Annotated in this window: 14 protein-coding genes; 6 read left to right on the top strand and 8 right to left on the bottom strand. The window is 73.2% G+C overall.

What is annotated here, in order from left to right; genetic code table 11:
• Positions 1–6: 6 nt before the first annotated feature.
• Positions 7–1179 carry a xylose isomerase gene (gene xylA / locus ACZ51D_RS24985; RefSeq protein WP_465621697.1) on the top strand — a complete coding sequence of 391 codons (1173 nt, stop codon included), beginning with the start codon at positions 7–9 and terminating at the stop codon, positions 1177–1179.
• A 130-nt stretch (positions 1180–1309) separates the two neighbouring features.
• Here the strand turns inward: xylA and yicI are convergent, their stop codons facing one another.
• From yicI to ACZ51D_RS24965, 4 genes are all read right to left on the bottom strand, one after another.
• Positions 1310–3592 (bottom strand): alpha-xylosidase, encoded by a 2283-nt coding sequence (yicI, locus tag ACZ51D_RS24980; RefSeq protein WP_465663568.1) that lies wholly within the window; start codon positions 3590–3592, stop codon positions 1310–1312.
• Positions 3589–4989, bottom strand: coding sequence for a GH1 family beta-glucosidase (locus ACZ51D_RS24975; RefSeq protein WP_465663567.1), 1401 nt, complete (start codon positions 4987–4989; stop codon positions 3589–3591). The genes yicI and ACZ51D_RS24975 overlap by 4 nt, the downstream gene beginning before the upstream one ends.
• A 34-nt stretch (positions 4990–5023) precedes the next feature.
• Positions 5024–6013, bottom strand: coding sequence for an acetylxylan esterase (locus ACZ51D_RS24970; RefSeq protein WP_465621691.1), 990 nt, complete (start codon positions 6011–6013; stop codon positions 5024–5026).
• A gap of 179 nt (positions 6014–6192) precedes the next feature.
• Entirely contained in the window at positions 6193–9048 is a 2856-nt protein-coding gene (locus tag ACZ51D_RS24965; RefSeq protein WP_465621932.1) for a glycoside hydrolase family 3 C-terminal domain-containing protein, read from the bottom strand.
• Positions 9049–9500: 452 nt separating this feature from the next.
• Between ACZ51D_RS24965 and ACZ51D_RS24960 the strand changes: the two genes are divergently transcribed.
• The 3 genes from ACZ51D_RS24960 (at position 9501) to ACZ51D_RS24950 (ending at position 14945) form a co-directional block, all read left to right on the top strand.
• Positions 9501–10529: a LacI family DNA-binding transcriptional regulator gene (locus tag ACZ51D_RS24960; RefSeq protein ID WP_465621689.1), complete on the top strand. Its 1029-nt coding sequence runs from the start codon at positions 9501–9503 to the stop codon at positions 10527–10529.
• A 27-nt stretch (positions 10530–10556) separates the two neighbouring features.
• A complete protein-coding gene (locus ACZ51D_RS24955) occupies positions 10557–12584 on the top strand; it encodes a beta-galactosidase (RefSeq protein ID WP_465621687.1) in 2028 nt (675 codons plus the stop codon).
• 243 nt (positions 12585–12827) lie between these two features.
• Positions 12828–14945, top strand: coding sequence for a beta-galactosidase (locus ACZ51D_RS24950; RefSeq protein WP_465621685.1), 2118 nt, complete (start codon positions 12828–12830; stop codon positions 14943–14945).
• Positions 14946–15016: 71 nt separating this feature from the next.
• Here the strand turns inward: ACZ51D_RS24950 and ACZ51D_RS24945 are convergent, their stop codons facing one another.
• The 4 genes from ACZ51D_RS24945 to ACZ51D_RS24930 all read right to left on the bottom strand — a co-directional run bounded on the left by ACZ51D_RS24945 (position 15017) and on the right by ACZ51D_RS24930 (position 20185).
• Positions 15017–16105, bottom strand: coding sequence for an aldose epimerase family protein (locus tag ACZ51D_RS24945; protein ID WP_465621683.1), 1089 nt, complete (start codon positions 16103–16105; stop codon positions 15017–15019).
• A 381-nt stretch (positions 16106–16486) separates the two neighbouring features.
• Positions 16487–17518, bottom strand: a complete 1032-nt coding sequence (locus ACZ51D_RS24940; RefSeq protein ID WP_465621681.1) for a LacI family DNA-binding transcriptional regulator — start codon at positions 17516–17518, stop codon at positions 16487–16489.
• Between the two features lie 428 nt (positions 17519–17946).
• Positions 17947–19434, bottom strand: coding sequence for a SulP family inorganic anion transporter (locus tag ACZ51D_RS24935; protein WP_465621679.1), 1488 nt, complete (start codon positions 19432–19434; stop codon positions 17947–17949).
• A 148-nt stretch (positions 19435–19582) separates the two neighbouring features.
• Positions 19583–20185 (bottom strand): carbonic anhydrase, encoded by a 603-nt coding sequence (locus ACZ51D_RS24930; protein WP_465621677.1) that lies wholly within the window; start codon positions 20183–20185, stop codon positions 19583–19585.
• A gap of 510 nt (positions 20186–20695) precedes the next feature.
• On the opposite strand from ACZ51D_RS24930, the gene ACZ51D_RS24925 reads away from it, so the two are divergent.
• Positions 20696–23344 (top strand): RICIN domain-containing protein, encoded by a 2649-nt coding sequence (locus ACZ51D_RS24925; protein WP_465663566.1) that lies wholly within the window; start codon positions 20696–20698, stop codon positions 23342–23344.
• Positions 23345–23508: 164 nt separating this feature from the next.
• Positions 23509–24528, top strand: a complete 1020-nt coding sequence (locus ACZ51D_RS24920; protein ID WP_465626014.1) for an expansin EXLX1 family cellulose-binding protein — start codon at positions 23509–23511, stop codon at positions 24526–24528.
• Positions 24529–24616 lie beyond the last annotated feature (88 nt).

The raw sequence follows: 24616 nt of genomic DNA, 5'->3' as shown, positions 1-24616 counted from the left end.
CGCTCCATGTCCAGCGACGCCCTCACCCCCTCCCCCGCGCACAAGTTCACCTTCGGCCTGTGGACCGTCGGCTGGCAGGGTCGCGACCCCTTCGGCGACGCCACCCGCCCCGCCCTCGACCCGGTCGAGACCGTGCGGCGACTGGCCGACCTCGGCGCCTACGGCGTCACCTTCCACGACGACGACCTGATTCCCTTCGGGGCGGGCGAGGCCACCCGCGAGCAGAGCGTCAAGCGCTTCCGGGCCGCACTGGACGACGCCGGGCTGACGGTCCCGATGGCGACCACCAACCTGTTCACCCACCCGGTCTTCAAGGACGGCGCCTTCACCGCCAACGACCGCGACGTCCGGCGCTACGCGCTGCGCAAGACGATCCGCAACATCGACCTGGCGGCCGAGCTCGGTGCCTCGGTCTACGTCGCCTGGGGCGGGCGCGAGGGCGCCGAGTCCGGCGCGGCCAAGGACGTGCGCACCGCGCTCGACCGGCTGAAGGAGGCCTTCGACCTGCTGGGCGAGTACGTCGAGCAGCAGGGCTACGACCTGCGCTTCGCGATCGAGCCCAAGCCCAACGAGCCGCGCGGCGACATCCTGCTGCCCACCGTCGGCCACGCCCTGGCGTTCATCAACGCGCTGGAGCGGCCCGATCGGGTCGGTCTCAACCCCGAGGTCGGCCACGAGCAGATGGCCGGGCTCAACTTCCCGCACGGCATCGCCCAGGCCCTGTGGCACGGCAAGCTGTTCCACATCGACCTCAACGGCCAGTCCGGCATCAAGTACGACCAGGACCTGCGCTTCGGCGCCGGAGACCTGCGGCAGGCCTTCTGGCTGGTCGACCTGCTGGAATCGGCCGGCTACGACGGCCCGCGGCACTTCGACTTCAAGCCGCCGCGCACCGAGGACTTCGACGGCGTCTGGGCGTCCGCGGCCGGCTGCATGCGCAACTACCTGCTGCTGGCCGAGCGCTCCCGCGCCTTCCGGGCCGACCCGGAGGTGCGGGCCGCGCTCGCCGCCTCCCGGCTGCCCGAACTCGCCCTCCCCACGGCGGAGGACGGCCTGAGCGGGCTGCTGGCGGACCGCTCCGCCTTCGAGGAGTTCGACGTCGACGCCGCCGCCCGGCGCGGCATGGCCTTCGAGCAGCTGGACCAGCTGGCCCTCGAACACCTCCTCGGCGCCCGCTGACCGCATCCGTCAGCCGGGTCGCACGGTTCCGTCCGACCCGGCCCGCGCGACCCGGCGAGTACGGACGACAAGGAGCGAGGTCCCGCGCGCCCATGCGGGGGCGCGCGGGACCTCGCGTCCGGGGCCGGCCTCAGGCCGGGTAGGTCAGCTCGGCCTCGTGGGTGCCGGCCGGGCTGACGTGCAGGGCGCCGTCCGGGCCCCCGAGCCTCAGCTGCCACGGGTGCGGGCTGTCGGTGGTCACCCTCAGCCGGTCGCCGGTGCGGCGCAGCCGGAAGCGGGCGCTCTCGCCGGTGCCTTCGGTGCGCGGGATCACGACGCTGCGCTCGGCGCCGTCGGCGAAGGCGTGCACCCGCAGCTCGACGCCCTCGGCCCAGGCGGAGACCGGGCGCTGGTCGTCCGCCCCGAACGCGATGACGGAGTCCGGGCGGGCGAGCAGCGGCAGGGTGTGGAAGCCGTGCCGTTCGCGCACCCAGCGCGGGCCGGTGACCTGGTCGCCGGTCAGGATGTTGGTCCACGTCCCCTCGGGCACGTAGTACTCGACCGTGCCGTCCTCGGTGAAGACCGGGGCGACGAGCAGGTCGTCGCCGAGCAGGTACTGCCGGTCGAGCGCGGCGGCGGCCGGGTCGTCCGGGAACTCCAGCACCATGGCGCGCATCACCGGGAGGCCGGTGGCGTGCGCCTGTTGGGCCGCGTGCTGGAGGTAGGGCGCCAGGCGGTGCTTGAGCAGCGTGAACTCGCGGGTGACCTCGGCGGCCTCCTCGCCGAAGTCCCACGGCACGCGGTAGGACTTGCTGCCGTGCAGCCGGCTGTGCGAGGAGAGCAGGCCGAACTGTGTCCAGCGTTTGAAGACGGCGGGGGTCGGTGTGCCCTCGAAGCCGCCGATGTCGTGGCTCCAGAACCCGAAACCGGACAGCCCGAGGGAGAGTCCGCCGCGCAGCGACTCGGCCATGGCGTTGAAGTGCGATTCGCAGTCGCCGCCCCAGTGCACCGGGTACTGCTGGCCGCCCACGGTCGCGGACCGGGCGAACAGCAGCGCCTCGCCCTCCCCGCGCTCCTCCCGGAGCAGCTCGAACACGGCCCGGTTGTACAGCTGGGTGTAGTAGTTGTGCATCCGTTCCGGGTCTGAGCCGTCGTGCCAGAGGACGTCGGTGGGGATGCGCTCGCCGAAGTCGGTCTTGAAACAGTCCACCCCGACCGCCAGCAGGGTGCGCAGCTTGCCGGTGTACCAGTCGCGGGCCGCGGGGTTGGTGAAGTCGACCAGCGCCATGCCCGGTTGCCACAGGTCCCACTGCCAGACGCTGCCGTCCGGGCGGCGCACCAGGTAGCCCTCGCGCATGCCCTCGGCGAACAGCTCCGACTTCTGGGCGATGTAGGGGTTGATCCAGGCGGAGATGCGCAGCCCCTGCTGCTTGAGCCGGGCCAGCATGCCGGCCGGGTCCGGGAACGTGTCCGGGTCCCACGCGAAGTCGCTCCACTGGTACTCGCGCATCCAGAAGCAGTCGAGGTGGAACACGCTCAGCGGGATGCCGCGTTCGGCCATGCCGCCGACGAAGCGGTTGACGGTGGCCTCGTCGTAGTCGGTGGTGAAGGAGGTGGTCAGCCACAGGCCCAGTGCCCAGGCCGGGGGCAGCGCGGGGCGGCCGGTGAGGGCGGTGTAGCGCTCCAGGATCAGCTTGGGGGTCGGGCCGTGGACGACGAAGTACTCCAGCGACTGGTCCTCGACGTTGAACTGCACCTGGCCGACCGCCTCGGACCCGATCTCGTAGCTGACCCGGCCGGGGTGGTTGACGAGGACGCCGTAGCCCCGGTTGGTCAGGTGGAACGGGACGTTCTTGTACGCCTGTTCGCTGCTGGTGCCGCCGTCCGCCTGCCAGATGTCCACCACCTGGCCGTTGCGGACGAACGGGGTGAACCGCTCCCCCAGGCCGTAGACCAGTTCGCCGACGCCCAGGGCGAGCTGTCCGAGCATGTGGTGGCGGCCGCCCGCGTCGGTGACGAAGCCGGTGCCGCGCTCGCCCACCGTGGTCAGGACCCGGCCGCCGGCGGTGAACTCCAGCTGCCACGGCTTCGAGGTGTCCACCCGCAGGGTCAGTTCGCCGGCGCAGAGCTCCACCACGTCGCCGTCCCGGCGCACCTTCCCGCTGCCCGGCTCGGCGCCGGGCAGCGCGAACTCCGGTCCGCGCCGCACCGATCCGGCGTGGTGGGTGGTGCGCACCCCGATCACGCCCTCGGCCGGGGACCAGCACTCGACGGTCAGCAGTGGGCTGTTGAGCGTGTCACCGCGGCCGCGCACGTGCTTCACGGGCGCGTAGAGGGTCATCCGGTCATCGTCGGTCCGGACGTCGGCGACCTCGGTGGCGTAGCGCGCCGTGACGCCCGGTCGCATCAGCCAGTAGCCGTCGGTGAACTTCATCGGGCAGGTTCCTCCGTCCGCGCGCGGTGCGCGGTGATCAGGCCCCGGTACCAGTGGTAGCTGTCCTTGGGCGTTCGGGTCAGGGTGTCGTAGTCGACGTGGACCAGGCCGAAGCGCTGCTCGTAGCCGCGCCCCCACTCGAAGTTGTCCAGCAGGGACCAGACGTAGTAGCCGCGCACGTCGACCCCGGCCGCGATGGCGTCGGCGACGGCGGCGAGGTGGCCGGCCAGGTAGTCGATCCGCTCCGCGTCGTGGACGCGGCCGTCGGGGGTGAGGCTGTCGGCCTCGGCGGAGCCGTTCTCGGTGATCCAGACCGGCGGGAGCTGCGGGTAGCGGGCGTGGAGGCCGCGGAGCAGTTCGGTGAGCGCGGTCGGCACGACGGGCCAGCCCATGGTGGTGTGCCGGGTGCCGTACGGGTCCGGCTCCGTGACTCCGATGTCCACGGCGGTGCGCCGGTCGACGTCGTCCGTGCGGTGGTACGCGGCGGCCACGGTGATCGGGCGGTAGAAGTTGACGCCGAGGAAGTCCAGCGGCGCGCCGATCAGGTCCAGGTCGCCCGGCCGCCGCCAGGGGCCGTCCGCGAGACCGCACCAGGTGTCGGCCTCGTGCGCGGGGTAGCGCCCGGCGAACAGCGGCGCCGTCCACACCTCGTTGTGCAGGACCTCGGCCCGGCGCCGGGCGGCCCGGTCCTCCGGGAGGGAGGAGGCGGCGTGCAGGCGGTCGAGGTTGAGTGTGATCCCGACCTCCCCGGCGCCCCCGGCGCGCAGTTCCCGGGCGGCGAGGCCGTGGGCGACCAGCAGGTGGTGCGCGGCGGCGAGGGCGCCGCGCCCCTCCTGGGCGCCGGGGGCGTGCCGGCCCTCGGCGTAGCCGACGAACGCGGAGCAGAACGGTTCGTTGAGGGTGATCCAGCGCTCGACCCGGTCCCCGTAGCGCTCGGCCACGAGGGCGGCGTACTCCGCGAACGATTCGGCGGTCTCCCGGACGCGCCAGCCGCCCCGGTCCTCCAGGGCCTGCGGCAGGTCCCAGTGGTAGAGGGTGGCGGCGGGCGCGATCCCGGCGTCCAGCAGTTCGTCGATCAGCCGGTCGTAGAAGTCCAGGCCCTTCCGGTTGACGGACCCGGTGCCCCGGGGCAGCAGGCGGGGCCAGGCGATCGAGAAGCGGTAGCTGTCGACGCCGAGCCCGCGCAGCAGGGCGACGTCCTCGGGGTAGCGGTGGTAGTGGTCGCAGGCGGTGTCGCCGGTGGCGCCGCCGAGGGTGCGGCCGGGGGTGTGGCTGAAGGTGTCCCAGATGGACGGGCCGCGGCCGTCCTCGTCGTGGGCGCCCTCGATCTGGTAGGCGGCGGTGGCGGCGCCGAAGCGGAAGCCGGCGGGCAGTTCCGGGAAGGCCGGGGTGCTCATGCGCACCTCCTGATGACTCGCTCGCTTCGTTCGCTCATGCGGCGGGCTCCGGCGTGAGTCCGCGCTCCCGCAGCCAGGCGAGCTGGGCGGGCGGGTTGGCGCCGCAGCCGCCGCCGTGGTCGGCGAAGGGCCAGACCGTCATGGTTCGGTCCTCACCGGCATAGTGGTTGAAGGCGGCGTAGACCGTGGAGGGCGGGCAGACCGGGTCCATCAGGCCGACGCTGAACAGGGCCGGCGCGGTGGCCCGCTGGGCGAAGTTGACTCCGTCGAAGTAGTCAAGGGTGTCAAGGGTCTGCTGGACGCGGTTCGGGCTGTGCCAGCGCAGGTACTTGACGATCTCCTGGTACGGCCCCTCCCCGGCGATCTGCGCTGCCTGGCGGAAGTGGCACAGGAACGGCACGTCCGGCATCACCGCCGCGACGCGGTCCCCGGTGAGCCCGGCGACGGCGATGGCCAGGCCGCCGCCCTGGCTGCCGCCGGCCAGCAGGATCCGGTTGCCGTCGAGGCCGGGCAGTCGGGTGACGGCGTCCACGGCGCGCGCGCAGTCGGTGATCAGCCGCCGGTAGTAGTGGTTCTCGGGGAAGTCGATGCCGCGGGTCATGAAGCCCTCGGCCCACTGGGTGCCGTCGCCCTCGCCCCGGTCGGGGGTGTCCCGGCCCTGGCCCCGGCTGTCGACGACGAGTTGGGCGTACCCGGCGGCGGACCAGAACAGGTGCTCGGTGGGCAGCCCGCGGCCGCCGGAGTAGCCGATGTAGGTGACGACGACCGGCAGTGGCCCCGCCACGCCGCGCGGGCGCAGCAGCCAGGCGGCCACCGGCTCGCCGTTCCAGCCGGGGAACCGCACGTCGTCCACCTCGACGGTGCGCAGTCCGTACTGCGCGGTGACGCGTTCGACCTTGACCGCCCCGCCGTGCGAGCGGGCGTCGGCGAGGCTCCGTTGCCAGAAGTCGTCGAAGTCCTGCGGGGCGGACGGCTCCGGCCGGTAGCGGACGAGTTCGTCGAGTCCGAAGTCTGTGAGCGGCATGGCGGATTCCTCCGGATAGAGCGATGACGAGCCGGTGTGGTGGGGCGAGCAGCGGCATGGGGACGCCTCCGGGCGGCGGGGTGACGGAAGCGAACGGGTGCGGCGCGGAGCGCCGGACAGGTGAGGGTGGCGGCCCGCCCACCCCATGGGCGGGCCGCCGGTCCGTGGGGCGACGGTCCTCAGTCGGCCTGGCCGGCCCCGCCGAAGCGGAAGGCGGCGAGGCGGACGTCGCCGTGCAGGGTCAGGCTCAGGTCGTGCGTACCGTCGAGCGGGGCGGCGAGTGCGGCGGTGGTGACCGTCCAGGCGTAGCGGTCGCCGGTGACGGGCACGTCGAGTTCGGCCAACAGGCGGTTGCCGGCGTGGACTTCGAGCCCGGCCCGGACCGGTCCGGCGTCCTCGCGGGCGGTCTCCACCGTGATCCGGACGGCTCCGGAGAGGTCGACGTCCCGGAAGAGGAGCGTCGCGGGCTGCGCGGGATCGGTGGGCGTGACCGCGTCGCCGTCGGTGCGGTCGGCGTCGACGATGGTGGTGTCCGTGTAGTCGTCGAAGTCGACGGCCGGGGTGCGGCGTTCGAGGACCACGCGGGGCGTGGCCACCGCCCCGAGCGCGGTGAGCGGCGCCGTGAGCACCGGGTGGTCGGAGCTGCGGGCGACGACCACCTCGTAGCCGCCGGGGTCGACGGTGAAGGCCCCGGTGGCGACGTCCCAGTGGGCGAGCCGGTCGGCCGGCAGCCGGAACGTCAACTCCCGCTCCTCGCCGGGCTCCAGGTGGACCTTGCGGAAGTCGGCGAGGCGCAGCCGGGGTGCCTCGTAGCGGGCGTCCAGGGCCCGGACGTAGAGCTGGACGACCTCGCTGCCGGGCCGCCGTCCGCTGTTGGCCAGTGTGACGGTGACGTCGACCGACCCGTCCTGGTCGATCGACGGCTGCGACAGGCGCAGGTCGCGGTAGGCGAAGTCGGTGTAGGACAGCCCGTGCCCGAAGGGGTAGAGCGGGGTGGCCCGGTGGTACTGGTAGGTCCAGCCCGCCTTGATGATGTCGTAGTCGAGCGGGGCGGGCAGCGGGTCGTCGCCCCGGTACCAGGTCTGCGGCAGGCGGCCGGCGGGCTCGGCCCCGCCGAGCAGCACGGCGGCCAGGGCGTGCCCCGTCTCCTGCCCGCCGTGGGAGGTCCACACCACGGCGGGCAGGTGCTCGTCGGCCCAGTCGAGGGCGTAGGGGTAGCTGCTCATCACGACCAGGGCCGTCTCCGGGCGGACGGCGGCGACCGCGTGCAGCAGTTCCTCCTGGCCCTCGGGCAGGTCGATGTCCGCGCGGTCCTCGGTCTCGCGGCCGTTGACCATCGGGTGGTTGCCGAGGACGACGACCGCGACGTCCGCCGTCTCGGCGGCCGCCCGCGCCTCGGCGATGCCGTCGCGCACCAGCTCGCGCTGCCAGCGCTCGGCATCGTCCGCGCTCTCGGCGGTGACGGTCACCCGGCCGTCGGTCGGGTCCATGGCGGCGTAGCGCCCCGTGAACACGGAGCGGAGCAGCACGGTGTCGGCGCCGGCCGGTTCGAGCCGGAAGGTCTCCTTGACGAACCAGCTCCTGATCACTTCCCGGTCGGCGGCCAGGGCGTCGTCGTCCTGAAGGCTCAGGTAGCGGCCGGTGTCGGCGGCGCACAGGGTGAAGGCGCCGCCGCCCCAGTCGGTCACGTCGTAGGCGGACTTGCCGAGCAGGTCTCCCGTGGTGCGCGAGCGCAGGGTGATCCGGTCGGCGCCTTCCACCCGGACCACTTCGGCGCCGTGTGCGCCGACGGCCTCGGCCAGTCCGGTGGCGATGCCCACCTGGTACGGCATGGTGCCGCTGTACCAGTCCTCGAAGAGCGTGTCGGAAAGCGGGCCGATGACAGCGATCCGCGGCGTGCGGGCCGGGTCGAGCGGCAGCAGGCCGTCGTTCTTGAGCAGCACCGTCGACTCGGTCGCGGCCTGCCGGGCCAGGTCGCGGTGCTCGGGGCAGTCGATCACCTCGGGTCCGGTGTCGGCGTAGGGGTCCAGCTCGGGGTCGAACTCGCCGAGGCGGAAGCGCAGTTCGAGCTGCCGCCGGACCGCGCGGTCCACGTCGGCCTCGTCGATCAGTCCGCGTTCCAGCGCTTCGCGCAGCCGGCCGACCGGAGTCGCGCTGTCCTCGCCATGGTCGGTGAAGCTGTCGATGCCGGCCTTCAGCGCGGCCGCGTGGGACTCGGCGTGGTCGTCGAAGTAGTGCTCCGGGTCGACCAGGTTGGAGGGGCCCTCGGCGTCGCTGACCACGAACAGCTCGTGGCCGGTGGGCTCGGCCCAGCGGCGCAGCTCCGCCTCGATCAGCGGGCTGACGTGGCAGGGTCGGCCGTTGACCAGGTTGTAGGCGGCCATCGCGCCGGTCGCGGCGCCGGAGGCGACGACCGGGCGGAAGGCGGCGAGGTCGTACTCGTGGAGCACGCGGGGGCGTAGCGAGGAGGAGGTGGTGCAGCGGTCGTCCTCGTTGTTGTAGGCGAGGAAGTGCTTGAGCACGGGGGCGGTGCGCAGGTAGGTCGGGTGGTCGCCGGCGAGGCCCCGGCAGAACGCCTCGCCGACCCGGGCGGTGTGCACCGGGTCCTCGGAGTAGCCCTCCTCGTTGCGCCCCCAGCGCGGGTCGCGCAGCAGGTTGAGCACGGGGGCCCAGGCCTGCAGGGAGTTCGCCCCGCGTTCGGTGGTGCCGATCGCCGGCGGGCGGTGGTAGTGGAAGGCGCGCAGTTCGGTCGAGACCGCCTCGGCGACCTCGCGCACCAGGTCCTCGTCCCAGCTGGCGCCGAGGCCGACGGCCTGCGGGAAGACCGTCGCCACCCCGAGCCAGGAGACCCCGTGCAGGCCCTCACTTCCGGTGCGGAAGGGGGCGACGCCCAGGCGCGGCACGGCGGGCGCGTACTGGTGCAGCATCGCGAGCCGTTCGTCGAGCGTGAGCCGGTGGAGCAGGTCGTCGACACGCTTGCGCAGGGGAAGCGTGGGATTGCGGAAACCGGGCAGGCCGGCTGCGGACGCGGGCACGGAACTCACGTGGAATACCCCTCGGGCGGGCTGGGCTCGGCGTCGTTCATCGAAGCGCTTCGACGTTGACAGGCTCCGAAGTGACTGTCAACTCCCCCGAGCGCAACCGATTTTGCATTTGTTCAGCCTCTTGCTCAACCGGTAACGCATCGTTAGTCTCGGCGAAACATCCAAGCGCTTCGACGCTTCCGACGCTGCGACGGAGAGGGGCCACGCCACCATGAGCTGTCGCTGCAGATGGCGGTCGTGGTCCTCACCCTGGTACCACTGGTGATCGTGAACCCGTTCGTGCAGAAGCACCTGCGTACCGGTGTCCTCATCGGCGCGATCAAGGGCTGAGTCGTCCGCCCGGGCCAGCCGGGCCCCACGGACCCGGAGCGGTCCCGCGCGGACCTCCCCGGCGCACGGCCGGGACCGCTCCCCACCGGAACCGACACGAAGGAACCAGAGCGATGGTGACACTCGCCGATGTGGCCAGGCACGCCGGCGTCTCGTCCAGCACGGTCAGCTACGCCCTCAGCGGCAAGCGCCCGATCTCCGACGAGACCAGGATCCGCGTCGAACAGGCCATCACGGACCTCGGCTACCACCCCAACGCGGGTGCCCGGGCCCTGGCCGGCAAGCGTTCGCACATCATCGCCCTGGTGGTGCCGCTCCACCCCGAGGTGCACGTGCCCACGATGATGGAGATCGCCATCGCGGTCACCGTGGCGGCCCGCGAACACGGCTACGACGTCCTGCTGCTCACCAACGACGAAGGGCCCGAAGGCGTCCGCCGGGTCGCCGCCACCGGACTCGCCGACGGCGTCATCCTGATGGACGTGCGGCTGGACGACGACCGCGTCCCGGTCCTGCGGGCCGAGGACATCCCGGCCGCCCTCATCGGCCTGCCCGACGACCCCGCCGGACTCTCCTGCGTCGACCACGACTTCGCCACTGCCGGCGCCCTGTGCGCCGACCACCTGGCCGACCTCGGCCACCGCGACATCGCCTTCATCGGTTACAGCAGCGGCGTCTACCGACGGCACGCCGGCTACGCCGAGCGCACCCTGACCGGCTTTCGCGCCCGCGCCGAACGACGCGGCCTGCGCTTCCTCCACCGCCCGTGCGAAGGCACCTACGAGAGCACCGCCGGCACCCTGGCCCGGATCCTCGCGGACCGCCCGGACACCACCGGCTTCGTCGTGCAGAACGAGGCCGCGATCGGCCCGCTGCTGAGCCTGCTGCGCGCCGGCGGGCGAACCGTGCCGGAGGACGCCTCCGTCATCGCCATCTGCCCCGACCCGCTGGCCGAGCAGCACTCTCCCCGGCTCACCTCCGTGACCAGCCCCCGGAAGGACCTCGGGCAGGTCGCCGTCGAGCAGGTCATGGCCAGGATCGCCGCGCGCGCCGCGGGCGACGATCCGGAGGACCGGCTCCTCCTGATGCCGCCGGAGCTGATGGTCCGCGAAAGCACCGCCCCGGCGCCGCACCGAAGTTGACACCACGACGAGAGGGACGGTTCCCAGATGGACATCCGCCGGCTCACCGACCGCCTCGGCGGCCTCGCCTACGGCGGGGACTACAGCCCCGAGCAGTGGGACGCGGAGGTGTGGAAGCAGGACGACGAGCTGATGCGCCGGGCGCGGGTCAACCTCGCCACCGTCGGCGTCTTCTCCTGGGCCCTGACGGAGCCCGAGGAGGGCCGCTACGACTTCGACTGGCTCGACGCCCACCTCGACCGGCTGCACGCGGCCGGCGTCGCCGTCGACCTGGCCACCCCCACCGCCTCCCCGCCGCCCTGGTTCAGCCTGGCCCACCCGGACGCCCTGACGGTCCGCCCCGACGGCGCCCGCCTGACCCACGGCAGCCGGGACACCTACTGCCTCGCCGCGCCCGCCTACCGCCGGGCCGCCCGCCGCATCGCCGGCGCCCTCGCCGAACGCTACGGCGACCACCCGGCGCTCGCCCTGTGGCACGTGCACAACGAGTACGCGACCCTCTGCTACTGCGACCACGCCGCGGCCGCTTTCCGGGTCTGGCTGCGCGCCCGCCACGGCTCCCTCGACGCCCTCAACGAGGCCTGGGGGACGGCCTTCTGGAGCCAGGGCTACAGCTCCTGGGAGCAGATCCTGCCGCCGCGCGCCACCCAGTGGCACAAGAACCCCGGCCAGGCGCTGGACTACAGCCGCTTCTGGTCCGACGAGACCCTCGCCGCCTACCGCGAGCAGCGCGACGCGATCCGCGCCCACAGCGACCGCCCGGTGACGACCAACCTCATGCTGCCCGGCTACCAGAACCTGGACCTGTGGGCCTTCGGCCGCGAGGTCGACCTGGTCTCCGTCAACCACTACCCCACCGCCCCCGGCATCGACGCCGCCGCCCAGGCCGCCTTCGACGCCGACCGGGCCCGCTCCTTCGCCGGCGGCGCCCCCTGGCTGCTGATGGAACAGGGCACCAACACCGTCTACGCCGGCGGCCGCGTGCTCGCCAAGGAACCGGGTGAGATCCTGCGCCACTCGCTCGCCCACATCGCCCGCGGCGCGGAGGGCGCCCTGTTCTTCCAGTGGCGCCAGTCCCGGGCCGGCGCCGAGCAGTGGCACTCGTCGATGGTCCCGCACGCCGGGCCGGACAGCCGCACCTTCCGCGAGGTCACGGCGACCGGGGAGGCCATCGCCCGGCTCGGCGAACTCGCCGGCTCCACCGTCCGGGCCGAGGTCGCCGTCCTGCACGACTCCGACGCCTGGTGGGCGATGAACGTCGACGGGCTCCCGTCCTGCGAGCTCGACTACCTCGCCGCACTGCGCCGCGCCCACCGGGCACTGTGGGACGCCGGCCGGACGGTCGACTTCGCCCACCCCGAACACGACCTGAGCCGCTACCGGGTCGTCCTCGCCCCGGCCCTGTTCCTGCTCACCGACGCGGGCGCCGAGAACCTGCGCCGCTACGTCGCCGCCGGCGGCACCCTGCTCGTCCAGCACTTCGGCGGCACCGTCGACGCACGCCTCCACGCCCGGCTCGGCGGCTACCCGGCCGCACCGCTGCGCGAGGCCCTCGGCATCCGGGTCGAGGAGCACCGTCCGCTGCGGAAGGGCGAGGAGATCGCGCTGTCCGACGGCTCGACGGCCACCTCCTGGAGCGAGTCCCTGCGCACCGAGGGCGCCGAGGCGCTCGCCGCCTACACCGAGGGCATGCTCGCCGGAAGCCCGGCCCTGACCCGCCACCGGTTCGGTTCCGGCCGGGGCTGGTACCTCTCCACCCGCCTGGACGACCCCGGGTACGCCGCCCTGATCGGCCGTCTGCTGGCGGAGGCCGGGGTCGTCCCGGAGCTGCCCGGCCTGCCGGCCGGCGTCGAAGCCGTCACCCGGCACGCCCCGGACGGCCGGGGCTGGCACCTGCTGCTCAACCACCGCGCCGACGCCGTGCCGCTGCCCCGGCCGGGCCACGACCTGCTCACCGACGGCACCGTCGACGAACTGGCCCCCGGCGGCTGCGCGGTCCTGCGCGCGCTGAACGCGCCCCGCGTCTCCCCCGCCCCACCGAGGAAGCGTCCCTGAGCGACCCACGCGAGACGATCCGCCGGGGCCACGACGCCCTGGAGCCGGAGACCGGCCCGGGCGACCGCGAGCCGAACTCGGTTCGGCCATGCCTTCGTTCCCATGTACGACGCCAACGCACACGGTGACCGGCACCACCGCCTGATCAACCGTCCTGCCCACCCCGTCCTGTCCACCCCGCCCTCCCCACCCCGGCCGTCGGCCCCTCGGCGGCCGGAGTTCCTCACGTCCCGAGGTGAACCCATGGTCCCGCTGCCCCCGCGCGTCCTGTTCGGCGCGGCCTACTACCACGAGTACCAGCCGTACGAGCGGCTCAAGGAAGACCTCGACCTGATGACGGAGGCGAAGTTCACCGTCATCCGGGTCGGCGAGTCCGTCTGGTCCACCTGGGAGCCCGAGAGCGGCCGGTTCGAGTTGGACTGGCTGACGCCGGTGCTCGACGGCGCCCACGAGCGCGGTATCTCCGTCGTCCTCGGCACCCCCACGTACGCCGTGCCGCCGTGGCTGTCCCGGCAGTACCCGGAGATCGTCACCGAGCAGGCGACCGGCCGGCCGATGGGCTGGGGAGCCCGCCAGGAGGCCGACTTCTCCCACCCCGCCTTCCGCCACCACGCCGAACGCGTCACCCGGGCGATCCTCGCCCGCCACGCCTCGCACCCCGCCGTCATCGGCTTCCAGGTGGACAACGAGCCCGGTCTGCGCCTGCCGCACAACCACGGCGTGTTCCAGCGCTTCGTCGACCACCTGCGGCACACCTACGGCGACGTGGAGACCCTCAACCGGGAGTGGGGCCTGGTCTACTGGTCGCACCGGCTCTCCACCTGGGCCGACCTGTGGCGACCCGACGACAACCAGCAGCCGCAGTACGACGTCGCCTGGCGGGCGTTCCAGGCCCGCCAGACCACCGAGTTCGTCGCCTGGCAGGCCGACATCACCCGTGAGTACGCCCGGCCCGACCAGTTCGTCACCACCTGCCTCGCCTACAACCACCCGGCGCTGGAGGACGACGAGATCACCGACGCCCTGGACGTCACCGCGGGCAACCCGTACTACGACATGCAGGACGCCCTCGCACTGCCCGACCCCACGCCCGAGGACCACGAGCAGTGGTGGAAGACCGCCGGCGTGTGGGCGCTGTACCAGAGCGCCGACCGGATCTTCTCCTCCCGCCAGGAGCCGTTCCTGGTCACCGAGACCAACGCCCAGGCCATCAGCGGCACTTCGGAGAACCGGCCGGCCTTCGACGGCCAGTGGCGGCAGGCCGCCTGGGCCCTGGTCTCGCGCGGCGCGCGGATGATCGAGTACTGGCACTGGCACACCCTGCACTTCGGCGCCGAGACGTACTGGGGCGGCATTCTGCCGCACAGCGGCAGGCCCGGCCGGGTGTACGCCGAACTCGCCCGCCTGGGAGCCGAGTTCGAGACGGCGGGGGCGCTGGTCGCCGGACTCGACCCGGACGCCGACATCACCATGGTCTACTCGACGCCCAGCAAGTGGCTGATGCAGAAGTACCCGCCGCTCGCGAAGCCGGACGGCAGCCCCGACCCGGCCTCCTACCACCGCGTCTTCGACCCGTTCTACCGCGGCGCCTTCGAGGCCGGCCGCCAGGTGCGGATCCTGCACGCCCGCCAGCTGCACGACGCCCGGGGGGAGCGCCACGGCGTGGCACCCGACGTGGCCGCCCGGCGCCACCCCGTCCTGATCGTCCCCGGGCTGTACCTCGCCGAGGACTCGCTGCTGGACTGGTTCGCGGCCTACGCCGAGGCCGGCGGCCACCTCGTGCTCGGCCCCCGCACCGGCTACGCCGACCACGAGGCCCGGGCCCGCCACGAGACCGCCCCGCCACGCCTGACGGCAGCCGCGGGCGCCTGGTACGACGAGTTCAGCAACCTGCCCGCGGACCTCCCGCTGCGCGCCGTACCCGGCAGTGCGCTGGCGCTTCCGTCGGGCACGACCGCGACCCGGTGGGTGGAGGGCCTCACCGCCACCGATGCCACCGTGCTGGCCGGGTACGACCACCCGCACTTCGGCCGCTGGTCCGCCGTCACCACCCGCGCCCACGGTGCCGGCCGGGTGACCTGCGTGGGCACGGTGCCCGGACGCGACCTGGCCCGGACGCTGGCCGCCTGGCTGGCCCCCGCCGCCGCCAGTGGCTGGCGTGACCTGCCCGCGTCCGTCACCGCGACCACCGGGACGGCCCCGGACGGGCGCCGCGTCCACGTGGTGCACAACTGGAGTTGGCAGCCCACCCGCGCCCAGGCCCCGGTGGACCTGACCAACGTGCTGGGCGGCGCCTCGGTGCCCGCCGGCGGGTCGGTCTCCCTCGGCGCCTGGGACGTGCGGGTCTTCGTCGCCGGCTGAGGACGGAAAAGGTGGAGGGGCGATGGGCCCCGCCGGGCCCACCGCCCCTCCACCGCTCGGCGGCCGCGCCGCTACTGGGCCGAGAAGCGGTACACCGTCCTCGACCGGTACTTCTCCCCCGGGCGCAGCAGGGTGGAGGGGTAGTCGGGCCGGTTGGGCGAGTCCGGGAAGTGCTGGGTCTCCAACGCGATGCCCGCGTGCGCGGCGTACCGGCGGCCGGATCGACCGGTCAGCGAGCCGTCGAAGTGGTTCCCGGTGTAGACCTGGAGCCCCGGCTCCGTGGTCAGGCACTCGACGTGCCGGCCGCTCACCGGGTGGCTCAGCAGGGCGGCCCGGCGGAACCCCGTGCCGCCGAGCACCCAGTTGTGGTCGAACCCGCCTCCGGCCGCCAGGAGTTGGGGGTTCTCCGCAGTGATGCAGGTACCGATCCGCCGGGCGCGGCGCAGGTCGAACGGAGTGCCGGCGACCGGCTCGACCGGGCCGAGCGGGATCAGGTCGCCGTCCACCGGGAGGTACCCGGCGGCCTCGACGCGGAGCAGGTGGTCGAGCACCGTTCCGCGGCCCTCGCCGGCCAGGTTGAAGTACGCGTGGTTGGTGAGGTTGACGACCGTCGGCGCGTCGGTGGCCGCCTGGTAGGTGATCGAGAGCTCGCCACCGGAATCGAGCAGGTACGTCACCTCGGCGGTGACGGCCCCCGGGAACCCCTGGTCCCCGGCGGGGCTGCGCAGGCGGAAACGGACGCCGACCTGCCGGTCCGCCCGGACCGGAACGCCGTCCCAGAGGCGGGTGGCGAAGCCGTCCGGACCACCGTGCAGGGTGTGCCCGGTGAGCTGGGTGGCCAGCCGGTACGTCGCGCCGTCGAGGGGCAGCACACCGCGCGCGATCCGGTTGGCATAGCGGCCGACGGTCGCGCCGAGGTACGACGCTTGGCCGAGCAGGTCCTCGATGCTTCCGCCGCCGAGGACCACATTGGCCGTCCGCCCGGCCCGGTCCGGCGCGTTCAGGGCTTGGAGGCGGGCGCCCAGGCTGAGCACCTCCGCCGTCACCCCGGCCCGGGAGCCGAACGTCCAGCGGGTGATGCGCCGGCCGTCCGGCATGACCCCGGCGACCTCCTGGGCCACCATCAGGTCGCCGGGGGAGACGAGTACGTCTCTGGGCACGGGCTGCTCTCCGTTCAACGGGGTGCGGGAAAGGAGTTCGGGATGAGGGGTTCAGGATGAGGCGAGGTCGTCGAACACTTTCCTCGTCCTTGGTGGGGAGTCTGCAGGGTGGCCTGTCGCCGGTGCGGTCGTCGGCCGGGGCAGGGCAGAGCACACCGGCGACAGGCTCCGTTCCGCCACCTCTCCCTCTGAAGGGCGGAACGAGTGGCCGTCGGCCAGGCAAACGGAAGCGGGATGCGGTGGCCTGGCCGACGGAGTGGGAAGGGCGTTGTCGTCAACGCTCACGATGATTGTTAGCGCTAACAAAGATGCTGTCAAGGCAGGTCCGCGACCGGAGCCCGCGATCCGGGTGATCGGGGCCGCTGCGGATCGGCTACCGGTTCACCGTCGGAGGGCCGGGCCCGCGCTGCGGCGCAGCACGAGCTCCGGGGTGATCTGCGCATGGGTCGGCGAGGGGGCGGTGCTCTCCAACTCCCCGACGAGCAGTTCCAGGGCGCGGCGGCCGAGTTCGCCGAAGTCCTGGCGCACGGTGCTCAGCGGCGGGATGAAGTAGGCGGCCTCGGGGATGTCGTCGAAGCCCACCACGCTGATCTCGTCGGGGACCGACCGGCCGGCCTCGTGCAGGGCGCGCAGCAGGCCGAGGGCCATGTGGTCGTTGGCGCAGAAGACGGCGGTGACGTCGGGGAGTTGCGCGATCCGCAGTCCCGCCTGGTAGCCCGAGCGGGCGCTCCAGTCGCCGCGTTCCACGTCCGGCACGGGGGCTCCGGCCGCCTGCAGCGTGAGGCGCCAGCCCTCCTCGCGGTCCTGGCTCTCCACCCAGTTGGCCGGCCCCGCCAGGTGGTGCACGGTACGGTGCCCCAGGTCGAGCAGGTGCCCGGTGGCCTCCCCGGCACCGAAGCGGTTGCCCACCGACACCATGGGCACCCGGGTCTGGTTGCCGGACCCGACCGCCACGATCGGCACCGAGCTGGAGAGCCGAGCGACCGCACTGACGGCGGAGGTCTGCGGCGCGATCACGACGACGCCCTCCACGCCCTGGTCGCGCAGCCGGTCCACGGCCTCCTGGACCGACCGGCCGTCCAGGGAACGCAGACTGGCCACGCTCACGAAGTAGCCGGCGCTGCGCGCGGCCCGCTCGATGCCGTCCAGCATCGAGGCCGGGCCATAGAGCGTCGAGTCGAAGCTCACCACGCCGAGAGTCTGCGAGCGACGGGTGACGAGCGCGCGGGCGGCGGAGTTGGGCCGGTAGTCCAGCTCCCGTATGGCCGCCAGCACCCGGTCCCGGGTGCCGGGCCGCACGTGCGGGGCACCGTTGAGCACCCGGGACACCGTCTGATGGGACACCCCCGCCAGCTTCGCCACGTCCGACATCACGGGCTGGCGCTGTTCCGTCCCGGCACTCTCGGTTCCCACTCGCAGTCCCCTCCTCGGCGCTGTCGACCACAGTACGCGACCAGGTCCAGGCCAATTCGTCACCCTCGGTTCAAAGGGCGGCTCCCTTCATACCAGCCACGCAGGGTGCTCACATCTGTCTACATTGCCAAGTTAACGCTCACATCCGCGCCACGGAGGTGAATGCCGAGATCACTGTCCCGCTGCCCGCACGGCGACAGCGAGCGGTGAGGGGTTCGGCACTCAGCGCGTTCGGATCAGGATCGGATCGGTGAGCGGTCTCCCCTCCGCCCGCCTCTCCGCGCAGACCTCTCTCCATGCAGTCCTCTCTCCATGCGGTCCTCTGCGCGCAAGAGAGGTTCCGGAGTCCGGTGCGGAAGGCGGGAACCGACGGGGCCAGGGCGATCCCCGAGCGCGGAAACCTGCCGACCGCCCGGGCGCCGGACCGGTCAGGCCACCGCTACCGGGAGCCCGACCAACTCGGCGGAGCCGCTGCGGTTGTGGCGCTCCTGCCACTGCTCCAGGGCGGTGCGGCAGGCGTGGTCGAGGTGGCGCACGCCGGAGAGGTCGAGCCGGACGGGCCGGTCGGCGGGCAGTTCCTCCAGGGACTCCAGGGTCTCCAGCAGCCGGGGCAGCCGAAGGAAGGTGGCGTTGCCGTGCAGGGTCACGCGCACGGCACCGTCGGCCGGATCGACGACCGCGATGTGGAGGTGCGAGGTGTCCCAGGCACTCTTGAGCACCGCGAGGAGCAGGCCGAGCAGCACGCCTTCGAGCAGGTTGGTCACCACGATGGTCAGGGCGGTGACCGTCAGGATCGCCGCTTCGCCGCGATCGGCCCGCCAGAGCGGGCGCAGCGTACGGACCGGGACCAGCTTGGCGCCGGCGTGCACCAGGACGCCGGCCAGGGCGGCGAGCGGGATGGCGGAGAGCGCGGCCGGGAACAGTGCGGCGAAGAGCAGCAGCCACAGTCCGTGCAGGACCCGAGAGGCCTTGGTGCGGGCGCCGGCCTGCACGTTGGCAGCACTGCGGACGATCACGGCGGTCATCGGGAGCGCGCCGAGGATTCCGCAGACGGTGTTGCCGACGCCCTGCGCGAGCAGCTCGCGGTCGTAGTCCGTGCGCGGGCCGTCGTGCAGGCGGTCGACGGCCGCGGCGCTGAACAGGCTCTCGGCCGAGGCGATCAGTGCGAACGCGAGCGCCGTGCCGAGGACGCCGAGGCTGCCGAGCGCCGCGAGTTCGGAGCCGCCGGGCAGGTGGACCACCCCCGCGAGACCGGCCACCCGGACCCGGGCGACGGGCAGGTCGAACAGCGCGGTGACGGCCGTCGCGGCGGCGACGGCGGCGAGCGGTGCGGGCACCCTCCGGACCCGGGCGGGCAGACGCGTCCAGAGCAGCAGGACCGCCACCGTCGCGGCGCCGATCGCGGCGGCGGCGAGGGCCTGCGGGCCCCTGGCGACATCGGCGGCCAGGCCCGGGAGGCCGGCCAGTTTGGCGAGGCCGTCGGCCGGTCCCTTGGCGTCGGCCAAGGCGTAGAGCTGACCGGCGATCAGGACGAGACCGATCCCGGCGAGCATGCCGTGGACGACGGAGACGGATATCGCCCGGAACAGTCGGCCGAGTCGGGCCGCGCCCATGGCGAGTTGGAGCAGGCCGGCCACGGCGGTGATGACGCCGAGGGTGGCGAGGCCGTGTTCCTGGACGGCGGCGAAGACCAGCACGGTCAGGCCGGCGGCGGGGCCGGACACCTGGAGGCTGCTGCCGGGCATCAGCCCGGTCACCAGGCCGCCCACGATGCCGGTGATCAGGCCGAGTTCGGCCGGTGCACCGGAGGCGACGGCGACGCCCACGCAGAGCGGGAGCGCGACCAGGAAGACGACGATGGAAGCGGGGAGGTCAGAGCGCAGAGTGCTCAGCCGAAGGGCGGGACGACGGGTCATCGGGTCCTCGGGAGAGTAGCGGTGCGGACGGTGTCGGTCCGGAGGGTGGTGGTGGCGCCGCGGGGCGCGGGCTTTGCTGGGCTGGGGGCCGTGGATCACCGACGGGGCACCCCGATTCGCAGCGGCTTCACAGCGGACTCACGCGAACTCACAGCGGTAGGAAGAGGTTGCTGTCGGGCCGGTGGGCGAGCACCAGCCCGGTGTGGATCTCGTAGAACCAGCCGTGCAGCCGGATCCCGCCCTCGCGCAGCCGCCGCGCGACGGCCGGGTAGCCGCGCAGCCGGTCCAGCTGGGTGAGGACGTGGCGCTGCACGGGCCCGGCGACCGTGGGATCGAACACGTCCGCGCCGTCCGCGCCCAGGTCGGCCCGGTCGGCCTGGCGCAACCAGGCACGGACGGCGGGAACGACGCTGAGGTCCTCGCCGCGGACCACGGCGCCGACGGCACCGCAGTGCGAGTGGCCGCAGACCACGATGTCGCGGACGCCGAGCACCTCGACGGCGTACTCGATGGTGGCGGCCTCGCCCGAGGCGAGCTCGTCCCGGTAGGCGGGGACGATGTTGCCGGCGGTGCGGAGCTCGAAGAGGTCGCCGGGGTCGGCGTTGGTGATCAGCGCGGGCACCACGCGCGAGTCCGAGCAGGTGATGAAGAGGGCCTGGGGTGCCTGGCCGGCGGCGAGGCCGGTGAGTTCCCGGCCGGTGTCGCCGGCGCGCTGCGGGAAGGCCCGGGCCCGGTCGATGAGCGGATCCATGGGGTTTGTGCCTCCTTCGTGACCCCGGCGGTTTCGGCCGGAGGAGCGATGGACGGGGCGGTGCCTCGGAAACGTGCGTTCCAGGCGGAAGGGTGCGTCAGCACGACGGGCGCGGCACGCCGCTGGGCCGCGTCGCCATCGGAGCCGCTCCGGCGGCCTGATGGCGCGTCAAGAGTGAGTAAAGCACGGCCATGAGAAGAGTAAAGACGCGTTCCGGGCGCAAGTTGTGCCGATCTCGTTAACATCCTGTTGCCTCGAACGGCAGGGAGCCTTCCGCTCTGGAAAGCCGCCACCCGGACGCGCGCCCTCGGGAGGTGCTCCCGTGCCTCCCGCTCACGGCTCGGCCGAAAAGTTTCCGAACGGGCGGCAACCTCCCCCGCGACGGCGGCAACTGACAGGCGACACCGAGGGCGTCACGCCCACGGATCGTCCGATCCCACCGCCGACCGCCGGCGCGCACCCCGACCAGACGGGTGTGCGTCAGCGGGGCCGAAGCAAGGAGTAGCACCCATGAACGAGACGGATCCCACCGCGGACGGCCGTGGCCGGCGCACCCGCGCGGCCGGTGGCGTGCGGCGTCCCCGTGGGCGCCACCGTCGGCGCTGGACCACGCTGGGCCTGGCGCTGGGCGTGCCCGGGGTGCTCGGCCCGTACCTGCTGTTCGTGCAGGCCGACTCGAAGGCCGCCTCGGTGGACCCCGACGCCTACTACACGCTGGTGTCCGTCCGCAGCGACAAGGCCCTGGACGTGCCCGGTGCGGACGCCGCCGACGGCGCCTGGGCCCGGCAGATGAACCGCGTGGCCGGGGCAGTGAGCCAGCAGTGGCGGCTGCGGCTGGCGGCGGACGGCTACTACGAACTGGAGAACCGCAGCAGCCGCAAGGTCCTCGGGGTGCGCGGTGACTCCGCGCAGTCCACCGCCGCCGTCGAGCAGCAGAGCGACCACGCCTCCGCCGCGCAGCAGTGGCGGATGGCGGACGCGGGGGACGGCGCGGTGAAGTTCGTCTCCCGCGCCAGTGGCATGGTGCTGGACGTGTGGGGCGGTGGCAAGGACGAGGGCGTCCCGCTCATCCAGTACGCGGACCGGGGCGCCACCAACCAGCAGTGGAAGCTGGTGAAGGTGTCCGGTACGGGCGGGTACACCTGGCACAACGCGCAGATCGTCGGCGGCGGGTTCGTCACCGGACTGGTCTTCAACCCCGCCCGCAAGGACCTGCTGTACGCCCGGACCGACATCGGCGGCGCGTACCGCTGGGACGCGGCCGCCGGACGGTGGACCTCACTGACCGACTGGATCGGCGGGGCGGACTGGAACCTGCTGGGGATCGAGAGCCTGGCCACCGACCCGGTCGACCCGAACCGCCTGTACCTCGCGAGCGGCACCTACACCAACGACTGGGCGGGCAACGGCGCGATCCTGCGCTCCACCGACCAGGGCCGGACGTTCCAGCGCACCGACCTGCCGTTCAAGCTCGGCGGCAACGAGGACGGCCGGTCCATGGGCGAGCGACTGGTGGTGGACCCCGACAACCACGGCACGCTCTACCTCGGCACCCGCAAGAACGGCCTGTGGCGCAGCACCGACTACGGCGCGACCTGGAGCCAGGTCGGCGGCTTCCCCGTCAAGGACGGTGCGAGCAGCGGGGTCGGCCTGTCCTTCGTGACCTTCGGCCCGTCCGGCAGCCGGACGATCTACGTCGGCGTGGCCGACAAGTCCACCTCGCTGTACCGCTCCACCGACGGCGGCACCACCTGGCAGGCCGTCACCGGCCAGCCCACGGGGCAACTGCCGCAGCACGGCGTGCTGTCCGGCGACGGCTCGTTCTACCTGACGTACACCAACGCGCCCGGCCCGAACGGGGTGACGGCCGGATCGGTGTGGAAGTACACGCCGTCCACCGGAGCCTGGAAGAACGTCTCGCCGTCCAGCGGCAGTTACGGCTTCGCCGGGCTGGCGGTCGACCCGCAGCACCCGTCGACGGTGATGGTCACCACGCTGGACCGCTGGTGGCCCTCCGACGAGCTCTACCGCTCGACCGACGGCGGCGCCACCTGGAAGGCGTTCGGCGCGACCTCGGAGCGGGACAACTCCGCGGCGCCGTACGTGGGTACCGGCATCGGGCACTGGATGGGCGCGCTGGCCATCGACCCCTTCGACTCCGGGCACGTGCTCTACGGCACCGGGTCGGGCATGTGGGGGAGCAACGACGTGACGGCGGCGGACAGCGGACGCCCGACGCACTGGACCGTCCCGGCCAAGGGCCTGGAGGAGACCGCCACGCTCGGGCTGGCCAAGCCGCCGGGCCTCCCGCTGATCAGCGCGCTCGGCGACGTCAGCGGATTCCGGCACGACGACCTGACCAAGGTCCCCGCGAAGGCGCTGAGCGGGCCGCTGTTCTCCAACACCACCGGTATCGACTTCGCCCAGGCGAAACCGGAGTTCATGGTGCGGGTCGGCCTCGGCGGCCAGCAGCACGGCGCCTACTCGACCGACGGCGGCGCGGGTTGGGCCCCGTTCCCGAGCGCTCCGGTGGCCGACGCGGGCGGCGGGTCCACGGCCGTCTCGGCGGACGGCGCCACCGTGGTGTGGGCTCCGGCGGGCCAGGTCCCGTTCGTCTCCACCAACCGTGGCGCGTCCTGGGCGGCGGCCTCCGGCCTGCCCAAGGACGCGACCGTGGTGGCCGACCGCTCGGCGGCCAACACCTTCTACGCCCTCAGCGGCGGCACCCTGTACGCGAGCACCGACGGCGGGAGGCACTTCACCGCCCGCGGAACCGGTCTGGGCGACGGGCAGCTCAAGGCGGTCCCGGGCGTCGCCGGAGACCTGTGGATCGCCGGCGGGGGCAACGGCCTGCGGCACTCCACCGACGGCGGGGCGAGCTTCCGCAAGCTCGACGGCGTGGAGGGGGCGAGCGCCATCGGTTTCGGCAAGGCGGCGCCGGGCGCCGGCTACCAGGCCCTCTACCTCAGCGGGAAGGTGAAGGGCGTCATCGCACTGTTCCGCTCCACCGACAGCGGCTCGACCTGGGTCCGGATCAACGACGACCAGCACCAGTTCGGCGGCAGCAACATCAACGTCATCACCGGCGACCCCGACGTCTACGGCCGGGTCTACCTCGGCGGCTACGGCCGCGGCGTGGTGTACGGCGACCAGTCCTGACCCCGCCGGCCGGCCCGCGGGCGGGCGGCGGCGCGCCGTCACCGCCCGCCCGCGGGCCGGCCACGGAAAGAAGCCGGGCCATCGGTGCCGGACCGGCAACCTTTCCGTCCTCGGCGGCCACTGAGTGGTGCAACGTCGACTCGATCTACCGGAATTGGATGGGCATGAGGGCAACGAAGCACGCCGACCCGCGGGCGCGGCGAAGGCAAGGACTGATCGTGGGCATTCCGTTGGCAGTGGCGGCCGTCGGCGTGCTGGTGTGCCTGGCCCTCGCGCTCCTCACGGGGAACGGGGGCGGTCCCGGCCCCGACGCCGCGCAACCGGCGGCCGCCTCCGTCGCGGTCACCGAGCCGAGCGCTCCGCCCGGTACCGGTGTCCCGGTCGAAGCCACGCCCTCGGCGTCGCCGTCGCCGGCCACCAGCCCCCCGCCCTCGGCCACCGTCACCCCGTCGCCGTCGGCCACGCCCACCCCCACGCCGCGACCGTCGACCACCACGGCCACGGCCACGGCGTCACCCTCGGCCGCCGCCGGCGGTGCCCGCACGGCACCGGTCACGACGTCCCCGGCCGGGCGGATCAAGCCGGGGTCGAGCTACCCGGGCGTCGCCACGTCCTACGACGCGGCCGACGGCAACGGCGCCTGCTCGTTCGGCCCGTCCGGCGACCTCATGATCGCGGCGATGAACCACACCGACTACGAGTCGTCCAGTGCCTGCGGGGCGTACGTGCTCGTCCGCGCCGCCAACGGGGCGAGCATCACGGTGCGGATCGTCAACGAGTGCCCGCTGCCCTGCGCGCCCGGGCAGCTCGACCTGAGCCACGAGGCCTTCGGCAAGCTCGCGGAGCTGTCGGTGGGCCGGCTCCCGATCACCTGGACGCTGCTGAGCCCCGTCACGGCGCCGGACACCATGTCGATCCGGTACAAGACCGGGTCCAGCCAGTGGTGGTGCGGGATCCAGGTGATCGGCCACCGGAACCCGGTGGCGACGCTGGAGGTGCGGACCGGCGGCGGCTGGCGGCAGCTGTCCCGCACCGACTACAACTACTTCCTCTCCCCCGACGGCAGCGGATGCGGCGGATCGATCAGGGTCACCGACATCTACGGCGAGCAGCAGACCGTCGATGGGCTCGCCGTGAAGCCGGACGTCGTCCAACCGACCCGCGTGCAGTTCGCCCGGCATTGACCGCGCCGCCCGTCTGTCGGCCTGCGGGCGTGACCCTCCGGGGCGGGGACCGCCCCGCCCCGGGAACGGGCACTGCTAGTCTCATGCC

It is taken from the genome of Kitasatospora sp. NPDC033851 (genome assembly GCF_055576085.1).
Note: the sequence above shows the minus strand (reverse complement) of the source record. Positions and strands in the feature narration are given on the sequence as shown.

What these genes read in the sequence shown, in the direction of transcription:
- xylA (WP_465621697.1), top strand. Translation starts at nt 7, where the DNA reads ATGTCCAGCGACGCCCTCACCCCCTCCCCCGCGCACAAGTTCACCTTC.
- yicI (WP_465663568.1), bottom strand. Translation starts at nt 3,592, where the DNA reads ATGAAGTTCACCGACGGCTACTGGCTGATGCGACCGGGCGTCACGGCG.
- ACZ51D_RS24975 (WP_465663567.1), bottom strand. Translation starts at nt 4,989, where the DNA reads ATGAGCACCCCGGCCTTCCCGGAACTGCCCGCCGGCTTCCGCTTCGGC.
- ACZ51D_RS24970 (WP_465621691.1), bottom strand. Translation starts at nt 6,013, where the DNA reads ATGCCGCTCACAGACTTCGGACTCGACGAACTCGTCCGCTACCGGCCG.
- ACZ51D_RS24960 (WP_465621689.1), top strand. Translation starts at nt 9,501, where the DNA reads ATGGTGACACTCGCCGATGTGGCCAGGCACGCCGGCGTCTCGTCCAGC.
- ACZ51D_RS24955 (WP_465621687.1), top strand. Translation starts at nt 10,557, where the DNA reads ATGGACATCCGCCGGCTCACCGACCGCCTCGGCGGCCTCGCCTACGGC.
- ACZ51D_RS24950 (WP_465621685.1), top strand. Translation starts at nt 12,828, where the DNA reads ATGGTCCCGCTGCCCCCGCGCGTCCTGTTCGGCGCGGCCTACTACCAC.
- ACZ51D_RS24935 (WP_465621679.1), bottom strand. Translation starts at nt 19,434, where the DNA reads ATGACCCGTCGTCCCGCCCTTCGGCTGAGCACTCTGCGCTCTGACCTC.
- ACZ51D_RS24930 (WP_465621677.1), bottom strand. Translation starts at nt 20,185, where the DNA reads ATGGATCCGCTCATCGACCGGGCCCGGGCCTTCCCGCAGCGCGCCGGC.
- ACZ51D_RS24925 (WP_465663566.1), top strand. Translation starts at nt 20,696, where the DNA reads ATGAACGAGACGGATCCCACCGCGGACGGCCGTGGCCGGCGCACCCGC.
- ACZ51D_RS24920 (WP_465626014.1), top strand. Translation starts at nt 23,509, where the DNA reads ATGAGGGCAACGAAGCACGCCGACCCGCGGGCGCGGCGAAGGCAAGGA.